The 26171-nt window shown below is 60.3% G+C and carries 29 protein-coding genes; 28 read left to right on the top strand and 1 reads right to left on the bottom strand.

What is annotated here, in order from left to right; genetic code table 11:
• Window positions 1-5 precede the first annotated feature (5 nt).
• The 14 genes from fliJ (at window position 6) to flhB (ending at window position 10559) form a co-directional block, all read left to right on the top strand.
• Window positions 6-455 carry a flagellar export protein FliJ gene (gene fliJ, locus AC3IUA_RS21175; RefSeq protein WP_489356860.1) on the top strand — a complete coding sequence of 150 codons (450 nt, stop codon included), beginning with the start codon at window positions 6-8 and terminating at the stop codon, window positions 453-455.
• Between the two features lie 166 nt (window positions 456-621).
• The gene (locus tag AC3IUA_RS21170; RefSeq protein ID WP_489356859.1) at window positions 622-1002 is read left to right on the top strand and encodes a hypothetical protein; all 381 of its coding nucleotides are present in this window, start codon (window positions 622-624) and stop codon (window positions 1000-1002) included.
• Between the two features lie 219 nt (window positions 1003-1221).
• The gene (locus AC3IUA_RS21165; protein WP_489356858.1) at window positions 1222-1527 is read left to right on the top strand and encodes an STAS domain-containing protein; all 306 of its coding nucleotides are present in this window, start codon (window positions 1222-1224) and stop codon (window positions 1525-1527) included.
• Between the two features lie 5 nt (window positions 1528-1532).
• The gene (locus AC3IUA_RS21160) at window positions 1533-3239 is read left to right on the top strand and encodes a SpoIIE family protein phosphatase (RefSeq protein ID WP_489356857.1); all 1707 of its coding nucleotides are present in this window, start codon (window positions 1533-1535) and stop codon (window positions 3237-3239) included.
• A 30-nt stretch (window positions 3240-3269) separates the two neighbouring features.
• Window positions 3270-3614, top strand: a complete 345-nt coding sequence (locus AC3IUA_RS21155) for an Hpt domain-containing protein (protein WP_489356856.1) — start codon at window positions 3270-3272, stop codon at window positions 3612-3614.
• Between the two features lie 115 nt (window positions 3615-3729).
• A complete protein-coding gene (locus AC3IUA_RS21150) occupies window positions 3730-4986 on the top strand; it encodes a flagellar hook-length control protein FliK (protein ID WP_489356855.1) in 1257 nt (418 codons plus the stop codon).
• Window positions 4987-5164: 178 nt separating this feature from the next.
• On the top strand, window positions 5165-5662 hold the full coding sequence (gene fliL / locus AC3IUA_RS21145; RefSeq protein WP_489356854.1) for a flagellar basal body-associated protein FliL: 498 nt from the start codon (window positions 5165-5167) through the stop codon (window positions 5660-5662).
• 9 nt (window positions 5663-5671) lie between these two features.
• On the top strand, window positions 5672-6640 hold the full coding sequence (gene fliM / locus AC3IUA_RS21140; protein ID WP_489356853.1) for a flagellar motor switch protein FliM: 969 nt from the start codon (window positions 5672-5674) through the stop codon (window positions 6638-6640).
• Between the two features lie 59 nt (window positions 6641-6699).
• Window positions 6700-7158 (top strand): flagellar motor switch protein FliN, encoded by a 459-nt coding sequence (gene fliN / locus AC3IUA_RS21135; RefSeq protein ID WP_150804324.1) that lies wholly within the window; start codon window positions 6700-6702, stop codon window positions 7156-7158.
• The gene (fliO, locus tag AC3IUA_RS21130) at window positions 7159-7590 is read left to right on the top strand and encodes a flagellar biosynthetic protein FliO (RefSeq protein WP_489356852.1); all 432 of its coding nucleotides are present in this window, start codon (window positions 7159-7161) and stop codon (window positions 7588-7590) included.
• Window positions 7590-8339, top strand: coding sequence for a flagellar type III secretion system pore protein FliP (gene fliP / locus AC3IUA_RS21125; RefSeq protein ID WP_489356851.1), 750 nt, complete (start codon window positions 7590-7592; stop codon window positions 8337-8339). Before fliO ends, fliP begins: the two co-directional genes overlap by 1 nt.
• A gap of 24 nt (window positions 8340-8363) precedes the next feature.
• Entirely contained in the window at window positions 8364-8633 is a 270-nt protein-coding gene (fliQ, locus tag AC3IUA_RS21120) for a flagellar biosynthesis protein FliQ (protein WP_489356850.1), read from the top strand.
• 3 nt (window positions 8634-8636) lie between these two features.
• A complete protein-coding gene (gene fliR / locus AC3IUA_RS21115; RefSeq protein WP_489356849.1) occupies window positions 8637-9419 on the top strand; it encodes a flagellar biosynthetic protein FliR in 783 nt (260 codons plus the stop codon).
• A gap of 3 nt (window positions 9420-9422) precedes the next feature.
• Window positions 9423-10559, top strand: coding sequence for a flagellar biosynthesis protein FlhB (gene flhB, locus AC3IUA_RS21110; RefSeq protein ID WP_489356848.1), 1137 nt, complete (start codon window positions 9423-9425; stop codon window positions 10557-10559).
• A gap of 213 nt (window positions 10560-10772) precedes the next feature.
• On the opposite strand, the gene AC3IUA_RS21105 is transcribed toward flhB, so the two are convergent.
• Window positions 10773-11051 carry a DUF6124 family protein gene (locus AC3IUA_RS21105; protein WP_489356847.1) on the bottom strand — a complete coding sequence of 93 codons (279 nt, stop codon included), beginning with the start codon at window positions 11049-11051 and terminating at the stop codon, window positions 10773-10775.
• A gap of 516 nt (window positions 11052-11567) precedes the next feature.
• Here AC3IUA_RS21105 and flhA point away from each other — a divergent pair.
• The 14 genes from flhA (at window position 11568) to AC3IUA_RS21035 (ending at window position 26051) form a co-directional block, all read left to right on the top strand.
• On the top strand, window positions 11568-13697 hold the full coding sequence (gene flhA / locus AC3IUA_RS21100; RefSeq protein ID WP_489356846.1) for a flagellar biosynthesis protein FlhA: 2130 nt from the start codon (window positions 11568-11570) through the stop codon (window positions 13695-13697).
• An 11-nt stretch (window positions 13698-13708) separates the two neighbouring features.
• Complete coding sequence (flhF, locus tag AC3IUA_RS21095; RefSeq protein WP_489356845.1) at window positions 13709-15025, top strand: flagellar biosynthesis GTPase FlhF; 1317 nt, start codon at window positions 13709-13711, stop codon at window positions 15023-15025.
• Between the two features lie 118 nt (window positions 15026-15143).
• Window positions 15144-15974 carry a flagellar synthesis regulator FleN gene (gene fleN, locus AC3IUA_RS21090; protein ID WP_489356844.1) on the top strand — a complete coding sequence of 277 codons (831 nt, stop codon included), beginning with the start codon at window positions 15144-15146 and terminating at the stop codon, window positions 15972-15974.
• The gene (fliA, locus tag AC3IUA_RS21085) at window positions 15971-16711 is read left to right on the top strand and encodes an RNA polymerase sigma factor FliA (protein ID WP_489356843.1); all 741 of its coding nucleotides are present in this window, start codon (window positions 15971-15973) and stop codon (window positions 16709-16711) included. The genes fleN and fliA overlap by 4 nt, the downstream gene beginning before the upstream one ends.
• A gap of 167 nt (window positions 16712-16878) precedes the next feature.
• Entirely contained in the window at window positions 16879-17250 is a 372-nt protein-coding gene (locus AC3IUA_RS21080) for a chemotaxis response regulator CheY (RefSeq protein ID WP_003183998.1), read from the top strand.
• Window positions 17251-17273: 23 nt separating this feature from the next.
• A complete protein-coding gene (locus AC3IUA_RS21075; RefSeq protein ID WP_489356842.1) occupies window positions 17274-18062 on the top strand; it encodes a protein phosphatase CheZ in 789 nt (262 codons plus the stop codon).
• Window positions 18063-18087: 25 nt separating this feature from the next.
• Window positions 18088-20310 carry a chemotaxis protein CheA gene (locus tag AC3IUA_RS21070; protein ID WP_489356841.1) on the top strand — a complete coding sequence of 741 codons (2223 nt, stop codon included), beginning with the start codon at window positions 18088-18090 and terminating at the stop codon, window positions 20308-20310.
• Window positions 20311-20359: 49 nt separating this feature from the next.
• Window positions 20360-21490 carry a protein-glutamate methylesterase/protein-glutamine glutaminase gene (locus tag AC3IUA_RS21065; RefSeq protein ID WP_489356840.1) on the top strand — a complete coding sequence of 377 codons (1131 nt, stop codon included), beginning with the start codon at window positions 20360-20362 and terminating at the stop codon, window positions 21488-21490.
• Complete coding sequence (locus AC3IUA_RS21060; protein ID WP_489356839.1) at window positions 21490-22230, top strand: flagellar motor protein; 741 nt, start codon at window positions 21490-21492, stop codon at window positions 22228-22230. The genes AC3IUA_RS21065 and AC3IUA_RS21060 overlap by 1 nt, the downstream gene beginning before the upstream one ends.
• Window positions 22231-22245: 15 nt before the next feature.
• Complete coding sequence (motD, locus tag AC3IUA_RS21055; protein WP_489356838.1) at window positions 22246-23133, top strand: flagellar motor protein MotD; 888 nt, start codon at window positions 22246-22248, stop codon at window positions 23131-23133.
• A 50-nt stretch (window positions 23134-23183) separates the two neighbouring features.
• Window positions 23184-23972: a ParA family protein gene (locus AC3IUA_RS21050; protein ID WP_489356837.1), complete on the top strand. Its 789-nt coding sequence runs from the start codon at window positions 23184-23186 to the stop codon at window positions 23970-23972.
• Window positions 23973-24209: 237 nt separating this feature from the next.
• Complete coding sequence (locus AC3IUA_RS21045) at window positions 24210-25085, top strand: CheW domain-containing protein (protein WP_489356836.1); 876 nt, start codon at window positions 24210-24212, stop codon at window positions 25083-25085.
• A gap of 78 nt (window positions 25086-25163) precedes the next feature.
• Window positions 25164-25646 (top strand): chemotaxis protein CheW, encoded by a 483-nt coding sequence (locus tag AC3IUA_RS21040; RefSeq protein WP_489356835.1) that lies wholly within the window; start codon window positions 25164-25166, stop codon window positions 25644-25646.
• Window positions 25647-26051 carry a DUF2802 domain-containing protein gene (locus AC3IUA_RS21035; protein WP_489356834.1) on the top strand — a complete coding sequence of 135 codons (405 nt, stop codon included), beginning with the start codon at window positions 25647-25649 and terminating at the stop codon, window positions 26049-26051.
• Window positions 26052-26171 lie beyond the last annotated feature (120 nt).

Raw genomic sequence — 26171 nt, 5'->3', positions numbered from 1 at the left:
AGGCCATGGCCCAGAGCCGTGCGGCGCGTCTGGCGCCAGTGGTCGACATGGCCGAACGCGCCGAGCGCAACGCCGCCCAGCGTCTGGGGCACTTTCAGGGCCAGGTCTGCCTGGCCGAAAGCAAGCTGGGAGACCTGGAACGCTTTCGCGGCGAATACCAGCAGCAATGGATCGAGCGCGGCAGCCAGGGGGTGTCCGGGCAATGGCTGATGAATTACCAGCACTTCCTCAACCAGCTGGAAACCGCGGTCGGCCAGCAGCGGCAAAGCCTGGCCTGGCACCAGAACAACCTGAACAAGGCCCGGGATACCTGGCAACAGGCCTATGCGCGGGTCGAGGGCTTGCGCAAGCTGGTTCAGCGCTATATCGACGAGGCGCGACAGCTGGAAGACAAGCGCGAGCAGAAGTTGCTGGATGAGTTGTCGCAACGCATGCCGCGCAAGGATCAGTACTGAGGCGGTTTTGCGCAGGTGAGCCACCGGCTTCGTCAGGTCCTGGTTTCTGACAGACGGTTATGTTTTTCCGCGCTTCATGCCTTCCACCTGTTAGTTCTGACAGTAGCCAGCCTCCCTGCTTGAGGATTGAATAACTCCGTAAGCCAGATCCCTACAGGAGTTTCCCATGCCTTCTCAAGCGTCTGCTTCCTCAATCAGTGCCTTCCTCGATCACCCCCTCTTAAAGGAATCCCGGCGCGGTGAACTCCATCTGAATGAGCTGGACGGCAAGGCCGCGACCGTGCAAGTCGTGGCCATCGGGGATGGCTACACGCCCGCCGACATCATCGACGTGAGCGTGCGCGGCACACCGGCAAATGGGGCTCCTGTCTACTTCAATATCGAAGCGCCGGTCAAAGAAGTTCCAAGCATCGTCGAGCTGCTGGTCCCTTACGCCACTCTCAAGCATCTGGCCAGGGTCCAGGTGGAGTTTTCCTATCAACTGAAAAAATCCGATGGCGCCAGGAAGCTGGATTACGAGTCCCTGTTCATCGAGGTCATCGGCTGAATTGCGCGCCTCGAAGTCCAGTGCAATCGTTCCGTCAAGGACCGCATCGTCCCCGGCCAGACTGTGATTAACCGCGTAGCGGGGCGTTTTGCGAAGCAAAGAAGGGAATATTTCAGAGTTATGGGGGCGACATTACGACTTTGGACTAGCGGCCTGTTGCCCGTGAGGCTGTAGGATGCTAAACCTTGTACAGGTTGCCAATGACAAGGAAGCATTATCATGTCGGTTGAATCAGAAGTGTCACCGGACGGGCAAAAACTCACGATTTCGATCAAGGGTCGCTTTGATTTTGGCAAGCATCAGGAGTTTCGCGACTGCTACGAGCGTTTCATCCAGGCACCCAGTGCGGTTGTAGTGGACTTGAAGGAAGCAACCTATCTCGACAGCTCGGCGCTGGGCATGCTGTTGTTGTTGCGTGATCATGCCGGTGGAGAACGCTCCGACGTGAAAGTGATCAATAGCAGCTCGGACGTGCGCAAGATCCTCGCCATCTCCAATTTCGACAAACTCTTCGACATCAGTTGATCGCCATGCAATCGGGGTTCGAAGCGCTGACGGTGCTGATCGCCGAAGACAGTGCGGCCGATCGGCTGCTGCTGTCGACCATCGTCCGGCGCCAGGGGCATGCCGTGCTGACCGCCAGCAACGGCGCCGAAGCGCTGGCGCTGTTCGAGCAGCAGCGCCCGCAACTGGTGTTGATGGACGCCATGATGCCGGTGATGGACGGTTTCGAGGCGGCGCGCCGGATCAAGCAATTGGCCGGCGAAACCCTGGTGCCGATCATCTTCCTGACCTCCCTGACCGAAAGCGAAGCCCTGGCCCGCTGCCTGGAGGCCGGCGGCGACGACTTTCTGGCAAAGCCGTATAACCAGGTGATTCTGGCGGCCAAGATCAAGGCCATGGACCGTTTGCGCAGACTGCAGGCGACGGTGCTCGAGCAGCGCGACCAGATTGCCCGGCACCATGATTACTTGCTCAACGAGCAGCGGGTGGCCAAGGCAGTGTTCGACAAGGTGGCGCATTCCGGCTGCCTGAGCGCGCCGAACATTCGTTACCTGCAATCGCCTTATGCACTGTTCAATGGCGATTTGCTGCTCGCGGCATTCACCCCGGCGGGCGATATGCACGTGCTGCTGGGCGATTTCACCGGCCATGGCTTGCCGGCCGCGGTCGGTGCCATGCCGTTGGCGGAAGTCTTTTATGGCATGACCGCCAAGGGCTACGGCCTGTCGGAAACCCTGCGCGAGATGAATGCCAAGCTCAAGCGCATCCTGCCGGTGGATATGTTTTGCTGCGCGACTCTGCTGTCCCTGAGTTTTCAGCGCCGTGCGGTGGAGGTCTGGAATGGCGGGATGCCGGATGGTTACCTGCATTGCATCGCCACGGGTGAACGCACACCGCTGCTTTCGCAGCATTTACCTTTGGGCATCCTCGGCGCGCAAGACTTCGATGATCGGACCGAAGTCTTGCCCATGGCACTTGGAGACCGGATCTTCCTGCTGTCGGACGGGGTGATCGATACCTGTGATGCGAGTGAACAGTTATTTGGCGTCGAGCGCTTGCGGCAGGTGTTTGCCGCCAATCGCCAGCCAGATCGATTGTTCGAGGAGATCGAACAGGCGCTGAGGGATTTTCGCGGTGAGGCGCGTGACGATGTGAGCATGGTCGAGGTGAGCCTGCTGGAGGCCGACCAGATGACCCGGCCGGTGATGATCTATTCCGACAGTGGCCAGTCGTGCCCGCTGGATTGGTCGGTGAGTTTCGAGTTTCGCGCAGCCACCCTCAAACGTTTCAATCCATTGCCTTATTTGTTGCAGTTGTTGCTTGAGGTGCATGGCCTGCGGGGGCAAAGCGGCGCGCTCTACAGTGTAATGGCCGAACTCTATTCCAATGCCCTGGAGCACGGCGTGTTGGGGTTGGACTCGAGCATCAAGCGCGATGCCCGCGGTTTTGCGCACTACTACCAGCAGCGCAATGCGCGTCTGGACCAACTGCAAGAGGGTTACGTGCGCGTGCATTTGCAGGTGGCGCCGAGGGGCGAGGGCGGATGCCTGGTGGTTCGGGTCGAAGACAGTGGCGAAGGCTTTGATGTGCAGCGAGTGATGGCCAGGCCCGTGGATGTCGATCGTTTGTCAGGGCGTGGCCTTGGTTTGGTTCGCCAATTGAGCCATAGCGCGAGCTGGTCCGACGATGGTCGAAGTGCCTGCGTGGAGTTTTCATGGGAGGCTCTGGCATAATCTCCAAATTCTTGATCAGGGAGTGAACAAGTGGCTGAGATCCATCTAGACCACGAGGTGCTGAGCGCATTGCGCGAAGTCATGGAAGACGAGTATCCGCTGTTGCTGGATACCTTTCTTGCAGATTCCGAAGAGCGCTTGCGATTGCTGCATAAAGCCAGTGATGCCTATCAGCTCATCATCACGGCCCATAGCTTCAAAGGCAGCAGCAGCAATATGGGCGCTATCCGTCTCGCCGAGTTGTGCCATCAACTTGAGCAGCGAGCCAAAGAACCGTTGCTGGGCGGTATCAAAAAGCTGGTCGCCGAGATTGACGGCGAATTCGCTATAGTTCGGCCTCTGTTCAAAGAAGAGCGCCAGCGCTTCCAATGTTGAAAACTGCCGCCGGGCGGTTTTCGTCTCCACCGAGCGAACCTGGCTCGACCTTTGCTCTACCTTGCTGGTTAGCTTGCAACCGTGCCAACGCCCCCAGTGCACTGGAGACCGTTTTATGCCCCTCGCCCCAAACATGCTTCTTCAGGCCGCGACCACGGCCAAGCCTCAGGCCGCGACTGCCAATAACCAGGCAACCGTTGCCGGGGCTGGGGATAAGCCTGCACATTTTTCCCAGGTGCTTGCCAAAGAGGCGATGAACAAGCCTGTCGCGGCGGGAGAGGGATCGGCAAAACCGCTGCGCGACCAGCAGGGCGCGGCCACTGATAAGGCTGCCGCCCCGCAGCCGGCAGTTGCCGATAGCGGCAATGCCTTGCCTGGCGATCAAGCAGTCGAGGCGGACGATAAGCTCGTCAGCGACGCTGGGGCTGCGACCGATGCCCCGCTGACCGACATGGTTGCCGTTGATCCGGCCCTGGCCCCGGCACTGATGCAGGCAGTGGTGCCCACGCCGGCGGCTGTTGCTGCGGTTGAGGCGCCGTTGGCCGCCTCGGCGGTACCGGTCGATGCCGATTTCGACCCTGAAGCCGATCCACTTGATGCGTTGCCGGCGGTACGTCTGGCCCTCGAGCAGAGCGGGCATGTCTCGGCGTCCAGTCAGGCTCAAGGCAAGGCGGCTGCGCCTGCGGCCGAACCGACCCCGGCGCAGAACTTCACCAATGCGCTGGCGGGCATGCTGGAGCAGGCCGATACCGGCGGTACCGAGCAGGGCACGGACAAGGCCTTTAGTGGCTTGATCGATGATGGCCTCAAAGACCTGACAACTGCCGCCAGCGATACCCGGGTCGATGACTTCGCCAACCGTCTGGCGGCATTGACCCAGGCCGCCACGCCAAAAACCGCCAACACGCTGCCGGTGAATCAACCGTTGGCGATGCATCAAAGTGGCTGGACCGAAGAGGTAGTCAACCGGGTCATGTACCTGTCCAGCGCCAACCTCAAGTCGGCCGATATTCAGCTGCAGCCGGCCGAGCTGGGGCGTCTGGATATTCGGGTGAACATGGCTGCCGATCAGCAGACCCAGGTGACCTTCATGAGCGGTCACGCGGTAGTCCGCGAAGCACTCGAAGGGCAGATGTACCGCTTGCGCGAGATGTTCAGCCAACAGGGTATGGGCCAGGTCGACGTCAACGTGTCCGATCAGTCCCGTGGCTGGCAGGGTCAGGAACAGGCTCAGCAGGGGCAGGGCGGGCGAACCGGCGCCAGCGGTGGTCGCCTGGATTCGGTGGATGAAGAATTGCCGATGACAGTCGCCGAAGTGGCCGCCACCAGCACCACAGTATTGGGTTCCAGTGCGGTGGATTATTACGCCTGATTGAATTTGCGGCGTCTGTGAAAAGATCGCAGCCCGTAGGAGCTGTCGAGCGTAGCGAGGCTGCGATCTTTACTTCACACCCCCACCCGATCCTTTTCCCTACAGACAACTCTGGCATAACACTTGCTCTTGCCTTGCCGTGCGACTGTGAAAACCCGAATAGTGACGGATTATTGGCATGGCGAAGAGCGAAGCAGTAAAAGACCCCGCCGGGAAAGGCAAACTCAAGCTTATTCTGCTGATCGTTCTGGCTTTGCTGCTGGTTATCGGTGTGTCAATCGGGGCGACCTGGTACGTCATGCACAGCGCCAAGAGCAAGCCTGAAGCCCCTGCCGATGTCGTCAGCCTCATCAAGCCCGCGGCGATCTATGAGTCGATGGCCCCGGCCTTCGTCGCCAACTTCAACCACAACGGCCGTCAGCGCTACATGCAGGTGAGCATCACCCTGCTGGCGCGTAATCAGGCCGATCTGGATGCGCTGAAAATCCACATGCCGGTGATTCGCAACAACCTGGTCATGCTCTTCTCCGGGCAAAGCTTCGAAGCCCTGGCGACCCCGGTCGGCCAGGAGATGCTGCGCCAGAAGGCAACTGCCAGCGTGCAGGAAGTGGCGCAGAAAGAAGTGGGCAAAGTGGTGGTCGAGCAGTTGCTCTTTACTAACTTCGTACTGCAGTAGGAACACGACATGGCCGTGCAGGACCTGCTGTCCCAGGATGAGATCGATGCGCTGTTGCATGGTGTCGACGACGGTCTGGTACAGACCGACAACGCTGCCGAGCCCGGCAGTGTCAAAAGTTATGACCTGACCAGCCAGGATCGCATCGTCCGCGGACGCATGCCGACCCTGGAAATGATCAACGAGCGTTTTGCCCGCTATACCCGCATCAGCATGTTCAACATGCTGCGCCGATCCGCGGACGTTGCCGTCGGTGGCGTGCAGGTGATGAAGTTCGGCGAATACGTGCACTCGCTCTATGTGCCGACCAGCCTCAACCTGGTCAAGATCAAGCCGTTGCGCGGCACCGCACTGTTCATCCTCGACGCCAAACTGGTGTTCAAACTGGTGGACAACTTCTTCGGCGGTGACGGTCGTCACGCAAAGATCGAAGGCCGTGAATTTACCCCGACCGAATTGCGCGTGGTGCGCATGGTGCTGGAGCAGGCCTTCATCGATTTGAAGGAAGCCTGGCAAGCGATCATGGAAGTGAACTTCGAGTACATCAACTCGGAGGTCAACCCGGCCATGGCCAACATCGTCGGGCCGAGCGAAGCGGTCGTCGTCTCGACCTTCCACATTGAACTCGATGGCGGTGGCGGCGATCTGCACGTGACCATGCCGTACTCGATGATCGAGCCGGTGCGGGAAATGCTCGATGCCGGTTTCCAGTCGGATCTCGATGACCAGGACGAACGTTGGGTCAACGCCTTGCGCCAGGATGTGCTGGACGTCGATGTGCCGCTCAGCGCTACGGTCGCGCGTCGCCAGTTGCGTCTGCGGGACATCCTGCACATGCAGCCCGGTGATGTGATCCCGGTGGAACTGCCGGATGAATTGATCATGCGCGCCAATGGCGTGCCGGCCTTCAAGGTCAAGCTGGGTTCCCACAAGGGCAACCTGGCGCTGCAAGTGATTGAACCGATCGTGCGCCGTTAAGCGGCGCGTATACCCCCGTCGCTTTTGTTGAATGAATTTTTGCCCGCCGAGGACCACTGATGGCTAATGACGATGTAATTTCCGCGGAAGATCAGGCCTTGGCTGATGAATGGGCGGCTGCGCTGGGAGAGTCCGGTGATGCCAGCCAGGACGACATCGATGCCTTGCTGGCAGCCGATAACGGCCCGTCCTCCAACCGTCTGCCGATGGAAGAATTCGGCAGCGTGCCGAGGAATAACGAACAGGTCACCCTCGACGGTCCGAACCTGGATGTGATTCTGGATATCCCGGTATCGATCTCCATGGAAGTCGGCAGCACCGAAATCAACATCCGTAACCTGTTGCAGTTGAACCAGGGCTCGGTGATCGAGCTCGATCGTCTGGCCGGCGAACCGTTGGACGTACTGGTCAACGGCACACTGATCGCTCACGGCGAAGTAGTGGTGGTCAACGAGAAGTTCGGCATTCGCCTGACAGACGTGATCAGCCCAAGCGAACGCATCAAGAAGCTGCGCTGAGTGAAAAAGCTACTCGGTGCAGTATTGGCGTTGCCGTTCAACGCCTGGGCAGCCGAACCGCTGGCGACTGCTGCCGCGCCGGTGGCCGGCAGCGGTGTGGGCGGGCAACTGACGCAGTTGGTGCTGGGTCTGTTGCTGGTGCTGGGCCTGATCTTCTTCCTGGCCTGGCTGTTGCGCCGGGTGCAACAGGCCGGACCTGGCGGCAAGGGACAAGTGATCGAACTGATTGGCTCGCGCGCGCTCGGGCCGCGGGATCGGCTGATGCTGGTGCAGGTCGGTAACGAACAGATTCTGCTCGGCCTGACCCCGGGCACCATCACCGCGTTGCATGTGCTCAAGGAGCCGGTGCAAGTGCCGAGCACCGAGCAGGCGATTCCGGAGTTTGCCCAGCGCCTGATGGAGCTGTTGGGCAAAGACAAGGATAAGAAGTAATGCCGCTGCGCATCCTGTTAACGCTGATTCTGATGCTGGCTGCTCCGTTGGCGTTTGCTGCCGATCCGCTGTCGATTCCGGCCATCACCCTGGGCACTAACGCCGACGGTGCTCAGGAATACTCGGTCAGCCTGCAAATCCTGCTGATCATGACCGCGCTGAGCTTCATTCCGGCGTTCGTCATGCTGATGACCAGTTTCACCCGGATCATCATCGTCTTCTCGATCCTGCGTCAGGCCCTGGGTCTGCAACAGACGCCATCGAACCAGATCCTCACCGGGATGGCGCTGTTCCTGACTATGTTCATCATGGCGCCGGTCTTCGACCGGGTGAATCAGGATGCCTTGCAGCCTTATCTGGCTGAAAAGCTCTCGGCCCAGGACGCCGTGGCCAAGGCGCAAGTGCCGCTCAAGGACTTCATGCTGGCGCAGACCCGCAGCAGCGACCTGGAGCTGTTCATGCGCCTGTCCAAGCGCACGGATATCGCCAGCCCCGATCAGGCGCCGCTGACCATTCTGGTCCCGGCGTTCGTCACCTCGGAGCTGAAAACCGCGTTCCAGATCGGCTTCATGATCTTCATTCCGTTCCTGATCATCGACCTGGTGGTGGCCAGTGTGCTGATGGCCATGGGCATGATGATGCTCTCGCCGCTGATTATTTCCCTGCCGTTCAAGATCATGCTGTTCGTGCTGGTGGATGGCTGGGCGTTGATCATCGGCACGCTGGCCGGCAGTTTTGGTGGCGTTTGAAACCTTACTCGCGGGTAGCGCGTTATGACTCCTGAAGTCGCAGTAGACCTGTTCCGTGAAGCGCTCTGGCTGACCACCCTGATGGTCGCGGTGCTGGTCATCCCGAGTTTGCTGGTGGGGTTGCTGGTGGCGATGTTCCAGGCCGCCACCCAGATCAACGAACAGACCCTGAGCTTCCTGCCACGGCTGCTGGTGATGCTGGTGACCCTGATCGTTGCCGGGCCCTGGCTGGTGCAAACCTTTATGGAATACATCCTGCAGTTGTACGGCAGTATTCCGCAGCTGATCGGTTAGCCCATGTCGTTGCTGGCGCTTACCGACACGCAGATCAGCACCTGGGTAGCGACCTTCGTGTTGCCGCTGTTTCGGGTCGGCTCGTTGCTGATGGTCATGCCGATTTTCGGTACGACCCTGGTGTCCACGCGTATCCGCTTGTACTTCGCCCTGGCGATCACCGTGGTGATTGTACCGGGCCTGCCACCGATGCCCGAGGTGCACGCGCTGGACCTCAGTGCGCTGCTGCTGGTTGCCGAGCAGATCATCATCGGAGCCTTGCTGGGATTCTCCTTGCAGTTGTTCTTCCAGGCGTTCGTGGTGGCCGGACAGATCGTCGCGATCCAGATGGGCATGGGTTTCGCCTCGATGGTCGACCCTACCAACGGCGTTTCGGTGGCGGTGATCGGGCAATTTCTGACCATGTTGGTGACCCTGCTGTTTCTGGCCATGAACGGGCATCTGGTGGTGTTCGAGGTGCTGACCGAAAGCTTCACCACCTTGCCGGTGGGCGGTGGCTTGCTGGTCAATCACTTCTGGGAGATTGCCGGCAAGCTGGGCTGGGTCCTGGGCGCGGCGCTGATGCTGGTGTTGCCGGCGATCACCGCGCTGTTAGTGGTCAATATCGCCTTTGGTGTGATGACCCGGGCGGCGCCGCAATTGAACATCTTCTCCATCGGCTTTCCGCTGACCATGGTCCTGGGTCTGGTTATTTTCTGGGTCGGCCTGGCGGACATCCTCAATCAGTATCAACCGCTGGCAGCCGAAGCCTTGCAGTTTTTACGCGAACTGGCACGGGCGCGCTGAGTCATGGCAGAAAGCGAAAGCGGTCAGGACAAAACAGAAGACCCCACGGAGAAGCGCAAAAAGGACTCTCGGGAAAAGGGCGAGGTCGCCCGCTCCAAGGAGCTCAATACCCTGGCGATCATGCTGGTCGGAGCCAGCGCCTTGCTGATCTACGGCGGCGCGTTGGCGCAGGATCTGCTGGAGTTGATGCGGCTGAATTTCACCCTGCCCCGTGAAGTGATCGTCGACACACGCTCCATGGGCCTTTACCTGCTGCACTCGGGAAAGATCGCCATCCTGGCGCTGCAGCCGGTGTTGATTTGCTTGCTGCTGGCGGCGCTGATCGGGCCGATCGCCCTGGGAGGCTGGTTGTTCGCCGCCAATACCATGGCCCCCAAGTTCAGCCGGATGAACCCGGCGGCAGGCCTCAAGCGCATGTTCTCGGCCAAGGCTCTGGTCGAATTGCTCAAGGCCCTGGCCAAGTTTTTCATCGTGCTGTTCGTGGCCTTGGCGGTGTTGTCGGCGGACATCGACGACTTGCTGCGCATCGCCCATGAACCGCTGGACCAGGCGATCATTCACAGTGTTCAGCTGGTCGGCTGGAGTACCCTGTGGATGGCCTGTGGCCTGCTGCTGATCGCCGCGGTGGATGTGCCGGTGCAGCTCTGGGAAAGCCACAAGAAACTGCTGATGACCAAGCAGGAAATCCGCGACGAGAGCAAGGATCAGGAAGGTCGCCCCGAGGTCAAACAGCGGATTCGCCAGCTGCAGTACGAGATGTCGCAACGGCGGATGATGGCGGCGGTGCCCGAGGCTGACGTGGTCATCACCAACCCGACTCACTATGCGGTGGCGCTCAAGTACGACCCGGAGAAGGGCAGTGCGCCGGTGCTGCTGGCCAAGGGCAGTGACTTCACTGCCTTGAAGATCCGCGAAATTGCCGTGGCCAACGATATCCTGCTGCTCGAATCACCAGCCCTGGCGCGCTCGATCTATTACTCCACCGAACTCGAGCAGGAAATCCCGGCGGGGCTGTACCTGGCGGTGGCCCAGGTGTTGGCGTATGTGTACCAGATTCGCCAGCATCGGGCGGGTAAGGGGAAACGGCCGGAGCCGCTCAAGGACCTGCCGATACCGGCGGATCTGCGCCGCGATTCTTGATGTCTGCACCTCTTTTTTGGCTCTAGCGCCCGCCGCAGCTGCCGAGCCCGCGAGGCTGCGTTCAAGCCGGGGTCGCGCTCGACCGAAGTCCTCGCAAAACCTGTGTACGCGGTTTGTCTGAAAGAACGCGCTGCCTGGTTTAACGACCGCTTCGCGGCCGAACGCAGCCTCGCAGGCTCGGCAGCTGCTACGGGCGCCGCTCGGCAGCATTTTTCAACGTTGTTCTGCTCTCACCGGTTTCACCGGGTATTCATGGGTGGCCGAGCTGAAGGTTTCGTAGGAGTAGGCCAGCAAGTCTTGGGTGTTGATGTCGGGGGCGACGGTGAAGATCTGGACGCGGCGGTCATCGCTGGAGCACGGCTTGGCCGGGGAGGGCGGGTTCAGGTAGTGATCGAGGGCTCGGTGGGCGGCCTGGTGGAGTTTTTTGGAGTCCAGGGATTGGTAGGGGGAAACGCAGGGTGTTTCTGGTGGGTCGGGGGTGACTTTGGTCATGGTGAAGCTCCTTGATTAAGTGGAGCTGCCACCATTCGCGGTCAAACGAATGGGTGGCAGCTGTACGCGGGTTGACCGACCGGGAATCAAGGGACCCGGCACACCCGAAGGTGTCCCACGCACAGCTGCCGCGACACGATACCTCAGGTGCAAAAAAAGCGCCTGAAATAGGTCTTGGGCGCTGATGCGCCTTGATTTACGCGGACGGTCAAATCCGATCGCTGAATTGGCAGCGACTCCCGAAGACTAAACACGCGATTTCCTACCGGCAACCTTAAAAGCCTGTCGGAAAATTCCTGGCCGTATTGCCCGCTCTGGATGGTTGTTGGTAGTGCTGGCCTCATCGCGAGCAGGCTCGCGATAGCGTCCTCCCGGGCACCGCATATCCTTGATCCTTACACACCCTCGACGCCCCACTCTTATTCGCCTGCACAAAAGTTGGAAGGCTTCTTGCAGTACCCGCTCTGCGCCTGCTTTTGGCGTCAAAAGTTTGCTTCAAGGGACGGGGAAATACCGGTGGATCGCTCTCAGTTAGTCAACAGTGCTCGCAGCAACCTGGCGGACCTCAGTCGAGGCAATCTGGGTGTGCCGCTGTTGCTGTTGGTCATGCTGGCGATGATGATGTTGCCAATCCCGCCGTTCCTGCTCGACGTGTTTTTCACTTTCAACATTGCCTTGTCGATCGTCGTGCTGCTGGTCTGCGTCTACGCCTTGCGGCCGCTGGATTTTGCGGTGTTCCCGACCATTTTGCTGGTCGCCACCTTGATGCGCCTGGCGCTGAACGTGGCCTCGACCCGCGTGGTGATGCTCCACGGCCAGGACGGCCATGCCGCCGCCGGCAAGGTGATCCAGGCCTTCGGTGAGGTGGTGATCGGCGGCAACTACGTGGTCGGTATCGTGGTCTTTGCGATCCTGATGATCATCAACTTCGTGGTCGTGACCAAGGGTGCCGGACGGATTTCCGAAGTGAGCGCGCGTTTCACCCTCGATGCGATGCCCGGCAAACAAATGGCGATCGACGCCGACTTGAACGCCGGGCTGATCGATCAGGGCCAGGCCAAGGCGCGCCGTATGGAAGTGGCTCAGGAAGCCGAGTTCTACGGTTCCATGGACGGTGCCAGCAAATTCGTTCGCGGTGATGCCATCGCCGGTCTGTTGATTTTGTTCATCAACCTGATCGGCGGCATGGCAGTCGGTATCTTCCAGCACGGCATGAGCTTTGGCGATGCAGGCAAGGTGTACGCGCTGCTGACCATCGGTGACGGTTTGGTGGCGCAATTGCCATCACTGTTGCTGTCGACCGCTGCGGCGATCATGGTGACCCGTGCTTCCGGTTCCGAAGAAATGGGCAAGCAGATCAATCGGCAGATGTTTGCCTCGCCCAAGGCCCTCGCAGTGGCCGCTGGCATGATGGCGGTGATGGGCCTGGTGCCGGGCATGCCGCATTTTTCCTTTCTCAGCATGGCGGCGGTGGCGGCCGGCGGTGCTTATCTGTTCTGGAAGAAACAGAACAAAGTCAAGGTCCAGGCGCTGCAAGAGGTCCAGCGCCAGCAGGAGCTGCTGCCCTCGCCAGCCCGCGCCCAGGAAACCAAGGAGCTGGGCTGGGATGACGTGACCCCGATCGACATGATCGGCCTGGAAGTCGGCTACCGGCTGATTCCGCTGGTGGACCGCAACCAGGGCGGCCAGTTGCTGGCGCGGATCAAGGGGGTGCGCAAGAAGCTCTCCCAAGACCTCGGGTTCCTCATGCCGACCGTGCATATTCGTGACAACCTCGACCTGGCGCCCAGCGCCTATCGCCTGACCCTGATGGGCGTGATCCTGGCCGAGGCCGAGATCTACCCGGATCGCGAACTGGCGATCAATCCGGGGCAGGTCTTCGGCACGCTCAATGGCATTACCGCCAAAGATCCGGCCTTCGGCCTGGAGGCGGTGTGGATCGAAGTCAGCCAGCGCGCCCAGGCGCAATCGCTGGGGTATACGGTGGTGGACGCCAGCACGGTGGTCGCCACCCACCTCAACCAGATTCTCTACAAGCACTCCAGCGAGCTGATCGGCCACGAAGAAGTCCAGCAACTCATGCAATTGCTGGCCAAAGGCTCGCCCAAGCTTGCGGAGGAGTTGGTGCCCGGCATTCTGTCGCTGTCGCAACTGCTCAAGGTGCTGCAGGCGCTGTTGGCCGAGCAGGTGCCGGTGCGCGATATCCGCAGCATCGCCGAGGCCATCGCTAACAATGCCAACAAGAGTCAAGATACTGCCGCGTTAGTTGCCGCGGTGCGCGTCGGATTGTCCCGTGCCATCGTCCAAAGCATTGTAGGGCTTGAGTCGGAGCTGCCTGTGATCACCCTTGAGCCAAGGTTGGAACAGATATTGCTCAATAGTTTGCAGAAGGCCGGACAAGGCCAGGAAGAGGGCGTACTGCTGGAGCCAAGCATGGCCGAGAAGTTGCAACGCTCGTTGATCGATGCGGCGCAGCGTCAGGAAATGCAAGGTCAACCGGTGATACTGCTGGTAGCAGGTCCGGTCCGCGCGATGCTCTCGCGGTTCGGACGGCTCGCAGTCCCGGGTTTGCATGTGTTGGCGTATCAGGAGATTCCTGACAACAAGCAGGTGACCATCGTTGCGACAGTAGGGCCCAACGGCTGAGGTAGTGGGTTATGCAAGTGAAGCGTTTTTTCGCCGCCGATATGCGTCAGGCCATGAAACTGGTTCGCGATGAGCTGGGCGCCGATGCCGCCATTATCGGTAACCGCCGGATCGCCGGCGGGGTCGAGCTGACGGCTGCCCTGGATTACAAACTGTCCGCGCTGGCTCCACGCGTGCCGAATATCGAACTCGAAGACGAGTTGCGCAAAACCCAGTCGCGGATCGTCACTGCCCAGGCGGAATTGAGCCTGCGTGGCGATGGCGATTCAACGAACAATCGCCAGTTGTTCGCCGGTTTGCCGCTGACCGCTGCCGAACCCCTGATCGAACCGACCTTCGTCGAGCCGCCGCGTCCCGCGCCGGCACCCGCTGCGCCTTCGGTGGATCAACGGGTGTTCGACTCGATGCGCTTCGAACTCAACGGCCTGCGTGAGCTGCTGGAAGTGCAGTTGGGCTCGCTGGCCTGGAACCAGCTGCAAGGCATTCGGCCACAGCAGGCCAACCTCTGGCGTCGGCTGCAACGCATCGGCTTGTCCGGGCCGCTGTCGCGCGATCTGCTGGCACTGATTACTGAAATTGAAGAGCCTCGTCAGGCCTGGCGCATGCTGTTGGCGCACCTGGCGCGGATGATCGTCACACCGGAGATCGAGCCACTGGAAGAGGGTGGGGTGATCGCCATGGTCGGCCCGGCCGGCATGGGCAAGACCACTACCCTGGCCAAGCTGGCGGCGAGTTATGTGCTCAAGTACGGCTCGCAGAACATCGCGCTGGTGAGCATGGACAGCTACCGGATTGGTGCCCAGGAACAACTCAAGACCCTGGGCCGTATCCTCAATGTTCCAGTGGTCCACCTTGACCCGGGTCAGTCCCTGGCCCAGGCCCTCGATCCGCTGCTGCGCAAGCGTGTGGTGTTGATCGATACCGCCGGCCTTCAGGCCAGCGACCCGGCGTTGCGCATGCAACTGGAAAGCCTGGCCGGGCGCGGGATCAAGTCAAAAAATTATCTGGTACTGGCAACCACCAGCCAGAAACAGGTTCTAACCGCTGCTTATCACAGTTACAAACGTTGCGGGCTGGCCGGCTGCATCCTGACTAAACTGGATGAAACCGCGAGTCTGGGCGACGTGTTGAGCCTGGCGATCAGTCACCAGTTACCGGTTGCCTATCTGGCCGATGGGCCACGGATCCCGGATGATCTGCATTTGCCACGACGCCATCAATTGGTCAGTCGCGCGGTGAGTGTGCAGATGCAGGAAGAACCCAGCGAAGAAGCCATGGCTGATATGTTCGCTGATCTCTATCACAGCCCGACCAAGCGGGTCGGCTGAGGTAATCATGAATAGATTGCAGTGTACCTACATCGATGGTCTGCCATGCATTGTTCCAGTGGGAACGCGCAGCCAGTTATGTGGCCTCCGTCTAAGCAAGACAAGGTAAAGAAAGAACATGGGCAGCATGCATCCCGTACAGGTTATCGCGGTGACCGGCGGCAAAGGTGGCGTCGGGAAGACTAACGTGTCAGTGAACTTGTCCCTGGCTCTAGCGGAGCTCGGCCGGCGCGTCATGCTGCTGGACGCCGATCTGGGGCTGGCGAACGTCGACGTTTTGTTGGGGCTGACACCCAAACGTACTCTGGCCGATGTGGTCGAGGGGCGCTGTGAGCTGCGCGATGTGCTGCTGCAGGGCCCCGGCGGAATCCGCATCGTCCCGGCGGCCTCCGGCACGCAGAGCATGGTGCACCTGAGCCCGGCGCAGCATGCCGGGCTGATCCAGGCGTTCAGTGATATCGGCGACAACCTCGACGTGCTGGTGATCGACACCGCCGCCGGGATTGGTGAGTCGGTGGTGAGTTTCGTGCGCGCGGCCCAGGAAGTATTGCTGGTGGTCTGCGACGAACCGACGTCGATCACCGACGCTTACGCACTGATCAAATTGCTCAATCGCGATTACGGCATGAACCGCTTCCGGGTGCTCGCCAACATGGCGCAGAGCCCCCAGGAAGGGCGCAACCTGTTCGCCAAGTTGACCAAGGTCACTGATCGCTTTCTCGACGTGGCCTTACAATACGTCGGTGCGGTGCCTTACGACGAGTGTGTGCGCAAGGCGGTGCAAAAGCAGCGTGCAGTCTATGAGGCGTTCCCGCGTTCCAAGTGCTCGCTGGCATTCAAGGCCATCGCGCAGAAGGTCGATACCTGGCCGTTGCCGGCCAATCCGCGCGGGCACCTGGAATTCTTCGTCGAGCGGCTGGTGCATCAAACGGCAGGACCGGTGCTATGACAGCCAGCGGCTACAACCTTTACAAATCCTCGGCGCGTGACAGTCAGTGCGAACTGATCGAGCGTCATGCGCCATTGGTCAAGCGGATTGCCTACCACTTGCTGGCGCGTCTGCCGGCCAGTGTGCAGGTCGAGGATCTGATCCAGGCCGGGATGATCGGCCTGCTCGAGGTCTCGACCAAATACGACGCCAGCAAGGGTGCGAGTTTCGAAACCTATGCCGGTATCCGTATTCGTGGGGCGATGCTCGATGAGGTGCGTAAAGGTGACTGGGCGCCGCGTTCGGTTCACCGCAATACCCGGATGGTCAGTGATGCCATTCGCTCAATTGAAGCTAAAACCGGTCGTGACGCTAAAGATCACGAAGTTGCGGCCGAACTCCAATTGAGTCTCGACGATTATTACGGGATTTTGAACGACACCTTGGGCAGCCGGCTGTTCAGTTTCGACGATCTGTTGCAGGACGGCGAGCATGAAGGGCTGCACGAGGATGGCGCGAGTGCTCATCTCGAGCCGTCGCGTGACCTGGAAGATGAGCGTTTCCAGGCTGCGTTGGCGGACGCGATTGCCAATTTGCCGGAGCGTGAGCGACTGGTCTTGGCGCTGTACTACGACGAAGAGCTGAACCTCAAGGAAATCGGTGAGGTCCTGGGGGTCAGCGAATCGCGGGTCAGCCAGTTACACAGCCAGTGCGCGGCCCGCTTGCGGGGGCGTTTGGGGGAGTGGCGAGCGCGCTGACAGGCAGTGTGGGGACACTGCGAACGAGGCTGGTACGGCGTTTTTGCGCACCGGTCACGGCCTGTTGTGCTCCATGCAGCCGCTGAGTGTTACGCCGAAATGATTGAGTGGCGTGTCCAGGTGCTGGGCGCGTTTAAGACTGCTTGGAGGTCGAATTGGACAAGAACATGAAAATCCTCATCGTTGATGACTTCTCAACGATGCGGCGGATCATTAAAAACCTGTTGCGTGACCTTGGGTTCACCAACACGGTCGAGGCGGATGACGGTACTACCGCGATTCCGGTCCTCAACAGCGGGAGCATCGACTTTCTGGTAACGGACTGGAACATGCCGGGCATGACCGGTATCGACCTGCTGCGCCACGTGCGTGCCGATGAAAAACTCAAGCACCTGCCGGTGTTGATGGTCACGGCCGAAGCCAAGCGTGAGCAAATCATCGAGGCCGCTCAGGCCGGAGTGAATGGCTACGTGGTCAAACCCTTCACGGCCCAGGCGTTAAAAGAAAAGATTGAAAAAATCTTCGAACGCATCGGTTGACCGAAATTGTCACGGGGGGAGCTATGGAGCATTACGAAACATCACAGGGCGATTTTGAATCGACCCTGAAAAAACACGCCCGCGAACTGGTCGACAGCCTTGAGAAAGGTCAGTTCGGCGACGCTGTGCAACTGATCCATGAGCTCAACCAGACCCGTGATCGTGGCCTGTACCAGGAAGTCGGCAAGCTCACTCGCGAACTGCATAGTGCGATCGTCAATTTTCAGATTGACCCGAACATGCCGCAAGCCAAGGAAGTGTCACAGATCACGGATGCCACTGAGCGCCTGTCCTATGTGGTCAGGCTGACCGAGGCTGCGGCCAACCGCACCATGGATCTGGTCGAGAACAGCACGCCGCTGGTCAACGGCCTGAGCAATGACGCCCAGGCCTTGAGTGCCGACTGGGGACGTTTCATGCGCCGCGAAATCGGTGCCGAAGAGTTCCGCGAGCTGGCCCGGCGGGTTGACGGTTTCCTCACGCGCAGCGAGCAACAGAATCGTATCGTCTCGGGCAATCTCAACGACATCCTGCTGGCGCAGGATTACCAGGACCTTACCGGTCAGGTGATCAAGCGCGTGACCCAGTTGGTCACGGAAGTCGAAAGCAATCTGCTCAAACTGGTGCTGATGGCCAGTCAGGTCGACCGTTTTGCCGGCATTGAACATGACCGTGAATCGATCCTTGCGCAAAAAGATCCAGAAAAACATCTGTCTCAGGGTGAAGGTCCGCAGATTCATGCCGATAAACGAGAAGACGTTGTGTCCGGTCAGGACGATGTCGACGATTTGCTTTCCAGCCTTGGATTTTAGGCCGACCTAGTAGGAGCACCCATTAATGAGCTTCGGCGCCGATGAAGAGATCCTTCAGGATTTCCTGGTTGAGGCCGGCGAGATTCTTGAGCAACTGTCCGAACAGCTGGTCGAGCTTGAAAGCCGACCCGATGATGCGGATTTGCTCAATGCAATCTTTCGCGGTTTTCACACTGTAAAAGGGGGCGCCGGCTTCCTCCAGCTCCATGAACTGGTGGAGTGCTGTCACATCGCCGAGAACGTCTTCGACATCCTGCGCAAGGGTGAGCGACGGGTCGACTCGGAATTGATGGACGTGGTTCTGGAAGCGCTGGATGCGGTGAACGGCATGTTCACCGAAGTCCGCGAGCGCACTGCGGTCACCGCCGCAACGCCGGAGTTGTTGGCGGCTTTGGCGCGTCTGGCCGAGCCTGCTACAGCCGAGACTGCAGCGGCGGTTGAAGTCAGTGCCGAACCCGTTGCCGAGAGCGATTCGGGCGACGTCACTGATAACGAATTCGAACTGCTGCTCGACTCGCTCAATGCGGTGAAGGCCCAGGCCGAGGCACCCGCGGCGGCGCCGGTAGCGTCGGGCAGCGATGAAATCACCGATGCCGAGTTCGAGTCGTTGCTCGATCAGCTGCACGGCAAGGGGCAGTTCGCGGTCGACGCACTCGCCGCACCGGCCGAGCCTGCAGCGCCAGTAGCCCCAGCGGCCAGCAACGAAATTACCGACGACGAATTCGAAGCGCTGCTCGACCAGTTGCACGGCAAAGGCAACTTCGCAGTCGAGGCCCTGGAATCGGCCATCGCTGCGGTACCGGCTCCGGCCGCGCCAAGCGCTGTAGCGGCGGGCAGTGATCTGATTTCCGATCATGAGTTCGAAGCGCTGCTCGACGAACTGCACGGCAAAGGCAAGTTCACTGAAGCAGGCGCTAGCGCTGCAGTAGCCGCGCCGGTCGTCAAACCGCCGGCCAAGCCTGTCGCCAAAGCCTCTGAACCCAAGGTTGAAGCACCGAAGCCTGCCGCAGTGGCCGCTCCTGCTCCTGCTCCTGCCCGTGCCCCGGCTTCGCCACCGGCGGATAAACCGGCCAGCGAAGCCGAAACCACTGTGCGGGTTGATACCGCGCGGCTGGACGAGATCATGAACATGGTCGGCGAACTGGTGCTGGTGCGTAACCGCTTGGTGCGCCTGGGTCTCAACAGTGGCGACGAGGCCATGTCCAAAGCGGTGTCGAACCTCGACGTGGTGACGGCCGATCTGCAGACCGCGGTGATGAAGACCCGCATGCAGCCGATCAAGAAAGTCTTCGGGCGCTTCCCGCGACTGGTCCGCGATTTGGCGCGTCAGTTGAAAAAAGAGATCAACCTGGAACTTGTCGGCGAAGAAACCGACCTCGACAAGAACCTCGTCGAGGCCTTGGCCGATCCGCTGGTCCACTTGGTGCGCAACGCGGTCGACCACGGTATCGAATCGCCGGAAGAACGCGAAGCCTCGGGCAAGTCCCGCGGCGGCAAAGTTATTCTGGCGGCGGAGCAGGAAGGCGACCACATCCTGCTGTCGATTTCCGATGACGGCAAGGGCATGGACCCGAATGTCCTGCGTTCCATCGCGGTGAAACGCGGGGTGATGGACAAGGATGCTGCCGATCGACTGAGCGACTCCGAGTGCTACAACCTGATTTTTGCGCCGGGTTTCTCGACCAAGACCGAGATTTCCGATGTGTCCGGGCGTGGTGTGGGCATGGACGTGGTGAAAACCAAGATTTCCCAGCTCAACGGCTCTATCAACATCTACTCGACCAAGGGCCAGGGCTCGAAGATCGTCATCAAGGTGCCGTTGACCCTGGCGATCATGCCGACGCTGATGGTCATGCTCGGCAACCAGGCCTTCGCCTTCCCGCTGGTCAACGTCAACGAGATCTTCCATCTCGACCTGTCGCGCACCAATGTGGTCGACGGCCAGGAAGTGGTGATCGTTCGCGACAAGGCGCTGCCACTGTTTTACCTCAAGCGCTGGCTGGTCGCTTCCGCCGCTCATGAAGAGCAGCGTGAAGGCCATGTGGTGATCCTTTCGGTGGGCACCCAGCGGATCGGCTTTGTCGTCGATCAACTGGTCGGCCAGGAAGAAGTGGTCATCAAGCCATTGGGCAAAATGCTCCAGGGAACCCCGGGCATGTCCGGCGCCACCATTACCGGTGACGGCCGCATTGCCTTGATTCTCGATGTCCCGAGCATGCTCAAGCGTTACGCCACTCGGCGTATTTGATTCTGCTGGTGCGGGGTGGTTTTGCCCCGCCCTGCCTAACGGAGTGTTTATGGTAGTCAAGGTCCTGGTGGTGGATGATTCGGGTTTTTTCCGCCGCCGCGTCTCGGAAATTCTTTCAGCGGATCCGAATATCCAGGTCGTCGGTACGGCGACCAACGGTAAAGAGGCGATCGATCAGGCCCTGGCCCTCAAGCCGGACGTGATCACCATGGACTACGAGATGCCGATGATGGATGGCATCACGGCCGTGCGGCACATCATGCAGCGCTGCCCGACCCCGGTATTGATGTTCTCCTCGCTGACCCATGAAGGCGCCCGGGTCACTCTCGATGCGCTGGATGCCGGGGCGGTGGACTTCCTGCCGAAAAATTTCGAAGACATCTCGCGCAATCCCGAGAAGGTCAAGCAACTGCTGTGCGAGAAGGTTCACAGCATTTCGCGCAGCAATCGGCGTTTGAGTACCTACAGCAGCGCTCCGGTCCCGCAACCAGTCGCTACACCGGCTCCGTCACCCACGATCAGCGGTCTGGGCAGCAGTGTGCCGGCACGTCCGGCTCCCACGCCGATGCCTGCTCGCATGCCAGCGGCCAGCCCGAGCTCGCCGGCACCGAAACGCAAAGCCTACAAGCTGGTGGCGATCGGTACGTCCACCGGCGGTCCGGTTGCGCTGCAGCGGGTGCTGACTCAGTTGCCGGCAAACTTCCCTGCTCCGATCGTGCTGGTCCAGCATATGCCGGCCGCCTTCACCAAGGCCTTCGCCGAGCGTCTGGACAAACTGTGCCGGATCAGCGTCAAGGAAGCCGAGGACGGCGACATTTTGCGTCCGGGCCTGGCGTTACTGGCACCCGGTGGCAAACAGATGATGATCGACGGCCGTGGCGCGGTGAAAATCCTCCCGGGCGACGAACGTCTGAACTACAAACCGTGTGTGGACATCACCTTCGGCTCGGCGGCCAAATCCTACGGTGACAAAGTTCTGGCGGTGGTGCTCACCGGCATGGGCGCCGACGGTCGCGAAGGCGCGCGCCTGCTCAAGCAGGGTGGCAGCGCGATCTGGGCCCAGGACGAAGCCAGTTGCGTGATCTACGGGATGCCAATGGCGATCGTCAAGGCTGAGCTGGCGGACGCGGTATACAGCCTGGACGAGATCGGCAAGCATCTGGTCGAGGCGTGTCTCTGATGGATGTACTAAGCCTCATCGGGATCATCCTGGCGTTTGTCGCGATCATTGGTGGCAATTACCTGGAAGGCGGTCACCTTGGTGCGCTGGCCAACGGCCCGGCGGCGTTGATCGTGATCGGCGGGACCATCGGCGCGGCGTTGTTGCAGGCGCCGATGAGCGCCTTCAAGCGTTCGATGCAGATCCTGGTGTGGATCATCTTTCCACCCCGGATCGACCTGGCCGGCGGCGTCGATAAGGTGGTCAGCTGGAGCCTGACGGCGCGCAAGGAAGGCTTGCTCGGGCTGGAAGGGGTGGCCGATGCCGAACCTGACAACTACTCGCGCAAAGGCCTGCAATTGCTGGTCGACGGTGCCGAGCCGGAAGCCATTCGCAGCATCCTCGAGGTGGATTTCTACACCCAGGAAAGCCGCGATATCGAAGCCGCCAAAGTCTTTGAAAGCATGGGCGGCTATGCGCCGACCATTGGTATCATCGGCGCGGTCATGGGCTTGATCCATGTCATGGGCAACCTGGCCGACCCTACGCAACTGGGCAGCGGGATTGCCGTGGCCTTCGTCGCGACCATCTACGGTGTCGCCAGCGCCAACCTGGTGCTGTTGCCGATTGCCAGCAAACTCAAGTCGATAGCCATGCGCCAGTCGCGTTATCGCGAAATGTTGCTTGAAGGAATCCTGTCGATTGCCGAAGGTGAGAATCCTCGTTCCATTGAGTTGAAGCTTCAGGGCTTCATGGATTGATGGGGGTAATGGACTATGGCTCGTCGTCGTCGCCCTGAAGAGCACGTCAACCACGAACGCTGGCTGGTGTCCTACGCTGACTTCATCACCTTGCTGTTCGCCTTCTTTGTTGTCATGTATTCGATTTCATCGGTCAACGAAGGCAAGTACAAGGTGATTTCCGAGGCGTTGATTGGCGTGTTCACTGATTCGGACCGGGCCCTCAAGCCGATTCCGATCGGTGACGAGCGACCGAAGACGGTCACCCCGGCGCAACCTCTGGTCAAGGACAGCGAGCAAACCGATGCCGGCATTGCCGAGGCAAGTAGCGACCCGCTGAAGTCGATTGCCGATGACATCGCCGCGGCCTTCGGCGACCTGCTCAGCTCCAGACAGATGACCATTCGTGGCAATGAGCTGTGGGTGGAGATCGAACTCAATTCCAGCCTGCTGTTCGGCAGCGGCGACGCGATGCCCAGCGATATCGCATTCAATATCATCGATAAGGTCGCGGTGATTCTCAAACCTTTCGAAAACCCGATTCACGTCGAAGGCTTTACCGACGACCGGCCGATTCGCACCTCCCAATACCCGACCAACTGGGAGCTGTCTTCGGCGCGTTCGGCGAGCATCGTGCGCATGCTGGCAATGCAGGGGGTGAACCCCGGCCGTCTGGCCTCGGTGGGTTACGGCGAGTTTCAGCCAGTGGCCAACAATGCCACCGCCGAAGGTCGTGCGCGCAATCGGCGGGTGGTGCTGGTGGTGTCGCGCAATCTCGACGTCCGCCGTAGCCTGACCGCTACCGGAGCGGCGAATGCCAAGCCGGATGCGGCATTGAAGCGCGCTGGCACACAAACTGCACCGACGCCTGTAAAGTCGCCGGGGCGTGAGAGTGCCGTCAATTCTCCGTCACCTGCTCTATAAAATAGCGCTATTTCTCGGTTGAACCTGTTCGACCGGGAGGAACAATCCGAATGAGAGTCTGGGCAGTTGCCAATCAAAAGGGTGGTGTTGGTAAAACCACCAGTTCCATCGCTTTAGCCGGTTTACTGGCCGAGGCGGGCAAGCGCGTGGTCGTGGTCGATCTCGACCCCCACGGCTCCATGACCAGCTACTTTGGCTACGACCCCGACACCCTGGAACACAGCTGCTACGACCTGTTCCTGCACAAGGGCAGTGTGCCGGCGGGGTTGCCCGGCCAACTGCTGCTGCCGACCAGTGACGAACGCATTTCCCTGCTGCCTTCGAGCACTGCGCTGGCCACCCTCGAGCGTCAATCGCCGGGCCAGAGTGGACTGGGCCTGGTGATCGCCAAGAGCCTCGCACAGTTGTGGCAGGATTTCGATTACGCGCTGATCGACAGCCCGCCGTTGCTCGGCGTGCTGATGGTCAATGCCTTGGCGGCCAGCCAGCAGTTGGTGATTCCGGTACAGACCGAACACCTGGCGGTAAAAGGTCTGGAGCGCATGGTCAACACCCTGGCAATGATCAATCGTTCGCGCAAGCAGGCGTTGCCCTTCAGCATCGTGCCGACCCTGTTCGACCGCCGGACCCAAGCGTCCCTCGGTACCTTGCGGGTGCTGCGCGACCTGTACCCCGAGGACATCTGGCAAGGCTACATTCCGGTCGATACCCGGTTGCGCGATGCCAGCCGGGCAGGGTTGACGCCTTCGCAGTTCGACGGCAAGAGCCGTGGGGTGTTGGCTTATCGGTCATTGCTCAAGCACCTGCTGGCGCAACAACTTGTCCCGCAGGTGGCTTGAGATGAGATTGCTTTCTATGGGGCCGAGGTTGGCCGCAGCTTTTGCAGGAGCTGGCGCAGCCTGCGGTCTGTTGGCGGTACCGGGAGTGCCGCACATCAAGATCAACAGATCGCAGCCTGCGGCAGCTCCTACGGGATCTGTTTACATCCGCAACATCCGGGGTGAGGAAGATCGGCGTAGGAGCTGGCGCAGCCTGCGATCTTTTCCGGCGCACCCAATGATCTGCTGGAGAACACAATGAGCCGGCCGGTAAAAATCACCTCTGGGCCGCAACTCGCGCTGCAGTCCTATCTGGATGCGTTGCTGCAGGACGCCACCGAAGAGCTTGAGCTGATCGTCGAATCGTTGCCCGAGCGGGTGATGGCGCACGACACGCTGGATGAGTTCCAGGCCGCCGTGCTCGAAGAGCAGGCGCGTGATGCCCAGCAGCAAAGCGTGGTTGCCCCGGTGGTTGCTGCCGTTGTGCAGCCACCGGTCGCCATGCCGGTGCCGGTGTTGGAAGCGCCTGCGCCATTTCTCACCGTCGTTGCTCCAGTCGCGCCGCAGCTGCAAGCCTTGGTCACGCCGGTGGTCGAAGTCCATCTGCCGCCGAGCAACACGCCGCCACCCGTGGATGGCGACGGCCGCCCGTCCTGGGCTGCCGAGCCGTTCGAATGCCTGCTGTTCGATGTGGCTGGCCTGACGCTGGCAGTACCGCTGGTCTGCCTGGGTTCGATCTATTCCCTGGCCGGCCATGAACTGACGCCGCTGTTCGGCCAGCCAGAGTGGTTCCTCGGGATTCTGCCGAGCCAGGCCGGCAACCTGAAAGTGCTGGATACCGCGCGTTGGGTCATGCCGGATCGCTACCGCGATGATTTCCGTCAGGGCCTGCAATACGTGATCTCGGTTCAGGGCTATGAATGGGGGCTGGCGGTGCATCAGGTCAGCCGTTCCCTGCGCCTGGACCCGAACGAAATCAAATGGCGCAGCCATCGTGGTCAGCGTCCATGGCTGGCCGGTACGGTGATTGAGCACATGTGTGCGCTGCTGGACGTCTCTGAACTGGCCGAATTGATTGCCAGCGGCGGGGCCAGGCAGCTGCCTTTCAGCAAGCCGACGAACAAACCTGCATAACCAACAACAGGCTGCACCTTGAGTGCGGCCAGACAGAACACACACCGTTTTCAACGGTTTTTTTGAGGGGTCAGGGGTATGAACAAGTCGTCGTCTCTACAGAGTTCCGAAGATCCGATCCTGCAATGGGTGACCTTCAAGCTGGACAATGAAACCTACGGCATCAACGTGATGCGGGTTCAGGAAGTCCTGCGCTACACCGAGATCGCGCCGGTGCCGGGTGCGCCAGCCTATGTGCTGGGTATCATCAACCTGCGCGGCAACGTGGTCACCGTGATCGACACCCGTCAGCGCTTCGGCCTGATGAACGCCGAGATCAGCGATAACACCCGCATCGTGATTATCGAAGCCGATAAGCAAGTGGTCGGGATCATGGTCGACAGCGTGGCGGAAGTGGTTTACCTGCGTCAGTCGGAAATCGAAACCGCGCCCAATGTTGGTAACGACGAATCGGCCAAGTTCATCCAGGGCGTATGCAACAAGAACGGTGAGCTGCTGATTCTGGTCGAGCTGGATAAGATGATGAGCGAAGAAGAATGGTCGGACCTGGAGCAAATCTGATTGATTCTTGAGGTTGCTGTGATTGTCCTGGGTATCCTCTGGGTAACGACCCTGGGGCTGTTTCTGGCCTACGCCAGGCGCCTGCGGCAAGCCGCTTTGGCCCAGGCCCAGGCCCAAGCCCAGGCCGATGCGCTACGCGATCAACGCATCAAGGACCTGGCCAAGCGCGTCGACGATTACCAGAACGGCAATGTGCGGATGGGCGAGGCTCTGTATGAACTGCAGGCGGTGGTCGAGCCGTTGCCGGACAAAATGACCCGGCTGGAACAGCGCGACCCGACCAGCCTCTCATTCGCCCAGGCCGCGCGCCTGGTGGGAATGGGCGCCAGCGTCGACGAACTGACCCAGTCCTGCGGCTTGACCCAGGCCGAAGCGGAATTGATGCGCAAGGTGCATAAAAACTGAAAACACGCGGCTGGCGATGAACAATTGTGGCGAGGGAGCTTATTGTGGCGAGGGGGCTTGCCCCCGTTGGGCTGCGAAGCAGCCCTGAAACCTGTGACTGCGTTCTGCCAGATAGACCCC

The sequence above is a fragment of the Pseudomonas sp. KH_050 genome (assembly GCF_057838875.1).
Note: the sequence above shows the minus strand (reverse complement) of the source record. Positions and strands in the feature narration are given on the sequence as shown.

What these genes read in the sequence shown, in the direction of transcription:
- fliJ (WP_489356860.1), top strand. Translation starts at nt 6, where the DNA reads ATGGCCCAGAGCCGTGCGGCGCGTCTGGCGCCAGTGGTCGACATGGCC.
- AC3IUA_RS21170 (WP_489356859.1), top strand. Translation starts at nt 622, where the DNA reads ATGCCTTCTCAAGCGTCTGCTTCCTCAATCAGTGCCTTCCTCGATCAC.
- AC3IUA_RS21165 (WP_489356858.1), top strand. Translation starts at nt 1,222, where the DNA reads ATGTCGGTTGAATCAGAAGTGTCACCGGACGGGCAAAAACTCACGATT.
- AC3IUA_RS21160 (WP_489356857.1), top strand. Translation starts at nt 1,533, where the DNA reads ATGCAATCGGGGTTCGAAGCGCTGACGGTGCTGATCGCCGAAGACAGT.
- AC3IUA_RS21150 (WP_489356855.1), top strand. Translation starts at nt 3,730, where the DNA reads ATGCCCCTCGCCCCAAACATGCTTCTTCAGGCCGCGACCACGGCCAAG.
- fliL (WP_489356854.1), top strand. Translation starts at nt 5,165, where the DNA reads ATGGCGAAGAGCGAAGCAGTAAAAGACCCCGCCGGGAAAGGCAAACTC.
- fliM (WP_489356853.1), top strand. Translation starts at nt 5,672, where the DNA reads ATGGCCGTGCAGGACCTGCTGTCCCAGGATGAGATCGATGCGCTGTTG.
- fliN (WP_150804324.1), top strand. Translation starts at nt 6,700, where the DNA reads ATGGCTAATGACGATGTAATTTCCGCGGAAGATCAGGCCTTGGCTGAT.
- fliP (WP_489356851.1), top strand. Translation starts at nt 7,590, where the DNA reads ATGCCGCTGCGCATCCTGTTAACGCTGATTCTGATGCTGGCTGCTCCG.
- fliQ (WP_489356850.1), top strand. Translation starts at nt 8,364, where the DNA reads ATGACTCCTGAAGTCGCAGTAGACCTGTTCCGTGAAGCGCTCTGGCTG.
- fliR (WP_489356849.1), top strand. Translation starts at nt 8,637, where the DNA reads ATGTCGTTGCTGGCGCTTACCGACACGCAGATCAGCACCTGGGTAGCG.
- flhB (WP_489356848.1), top strand. Translation starts at nt 9,423, where the DNA reads ATGGCAGAAAGCGAAAGCGGTCAGGACAAAACAGAAGACCCCACGGAG.
- AC3IUA_RS21105 (WP_489356847.1), bottom strand. Translation starts at nt 11,051, where the DNA reads ATGACCAAAGTCACCCCCGACCCACCAGAAACACCCTGCGTTTCCCCC.
- flhF (WP_489356845.1), top strand. Translation starts at nt 13,709, where the DNA reads ATGCAAGTGAAGCGTTTTTTCGCCGCCGATATGCGTCAGGCCATGAAA.
- fleN (WP_489356844.1), top strand. Translation starts at nt 15,144, where the DNA reads ATGGGCAGCATGCATCCCGTACAGGTTATCGCGGTGACCGGCGGCAAA.
- fliA (WP_489356843.1), top strand. Translation starts at nt 15,971, where the DNA reads ATGACAGCCAGCGGCTACAACCTTTACAAATCCTCGGCGCGTGACAGT.
- AC3IUA_RS21080 (WP_003183998.1), top strand. Translation starts at nt 16,879, where the DNA reads ATGAAAATCCTCATCGTTGATGACTTCTCAACGATGCGGCGGATCATT.
- AC3IUA_RS21075 (WP_489356842.1), top strand. Translation starts at nt 17,274, where the DNA reads ATGGAGCATTACGAAACATCACAGGGCGATTTTGAATCGACCCTGAAA.
- AC3IUA_RS21070 (WP_489356841.1), top strand. Translation starts at nt 18,088, where the DNA reads ATGAGCTTCGGCGCCGATGAAGAGATCCTTCAGGATTTCCTGGTTGAG.
- AC3IUA_RS21065 (WP_489356840.1), top strand. Translation starts at nt 20,360, where the DNA reads ATGGTAGTCAAGGTCCTGGTGGTGGATGATTCGGGTTTTTTCCGCCGC.
- AC3IUA_RS21060 (WP_489356839.1), top strand. Translation starts at nt 21,490, where the DNA reads ATGGATGTACTAAGCCTCATCGGGATCATCCTGGCGTTTGTCGCGATC.
- motD (WP_489356838.1), top strand. Translation starts at nt 22,246, where the DNA reads ATGGCTCGTCGTCGTCGCCCTGAAGAGCACGTCAACCACGAACGCTGG.
- AC3IUA_RS21050 (WP_489356837.1), top strand. Translation starts at nt 23,184, where the DNA reads ATGAGAGTCTGGGCAGTTGCCAATCAAAAGGGTGGTGTTGGTAAAACC.
- AC3IUA_RS21045 (WP_489356836.1), top strand. Translation starts at nt 24,210, where the DNA reads ATGAGCCGGCCGGTAAAAATCACCTCTGGGCCGCAACTCGCGCTGCAG.
- AC3IUA_RS21040 (WP_489356835.1), top strand. Translation starts at nt 25,164, where the DNA reads ATGAACAAGTCGTCGTCTCTACAGAGTTCCGAAGATCCGATCCTGCAA.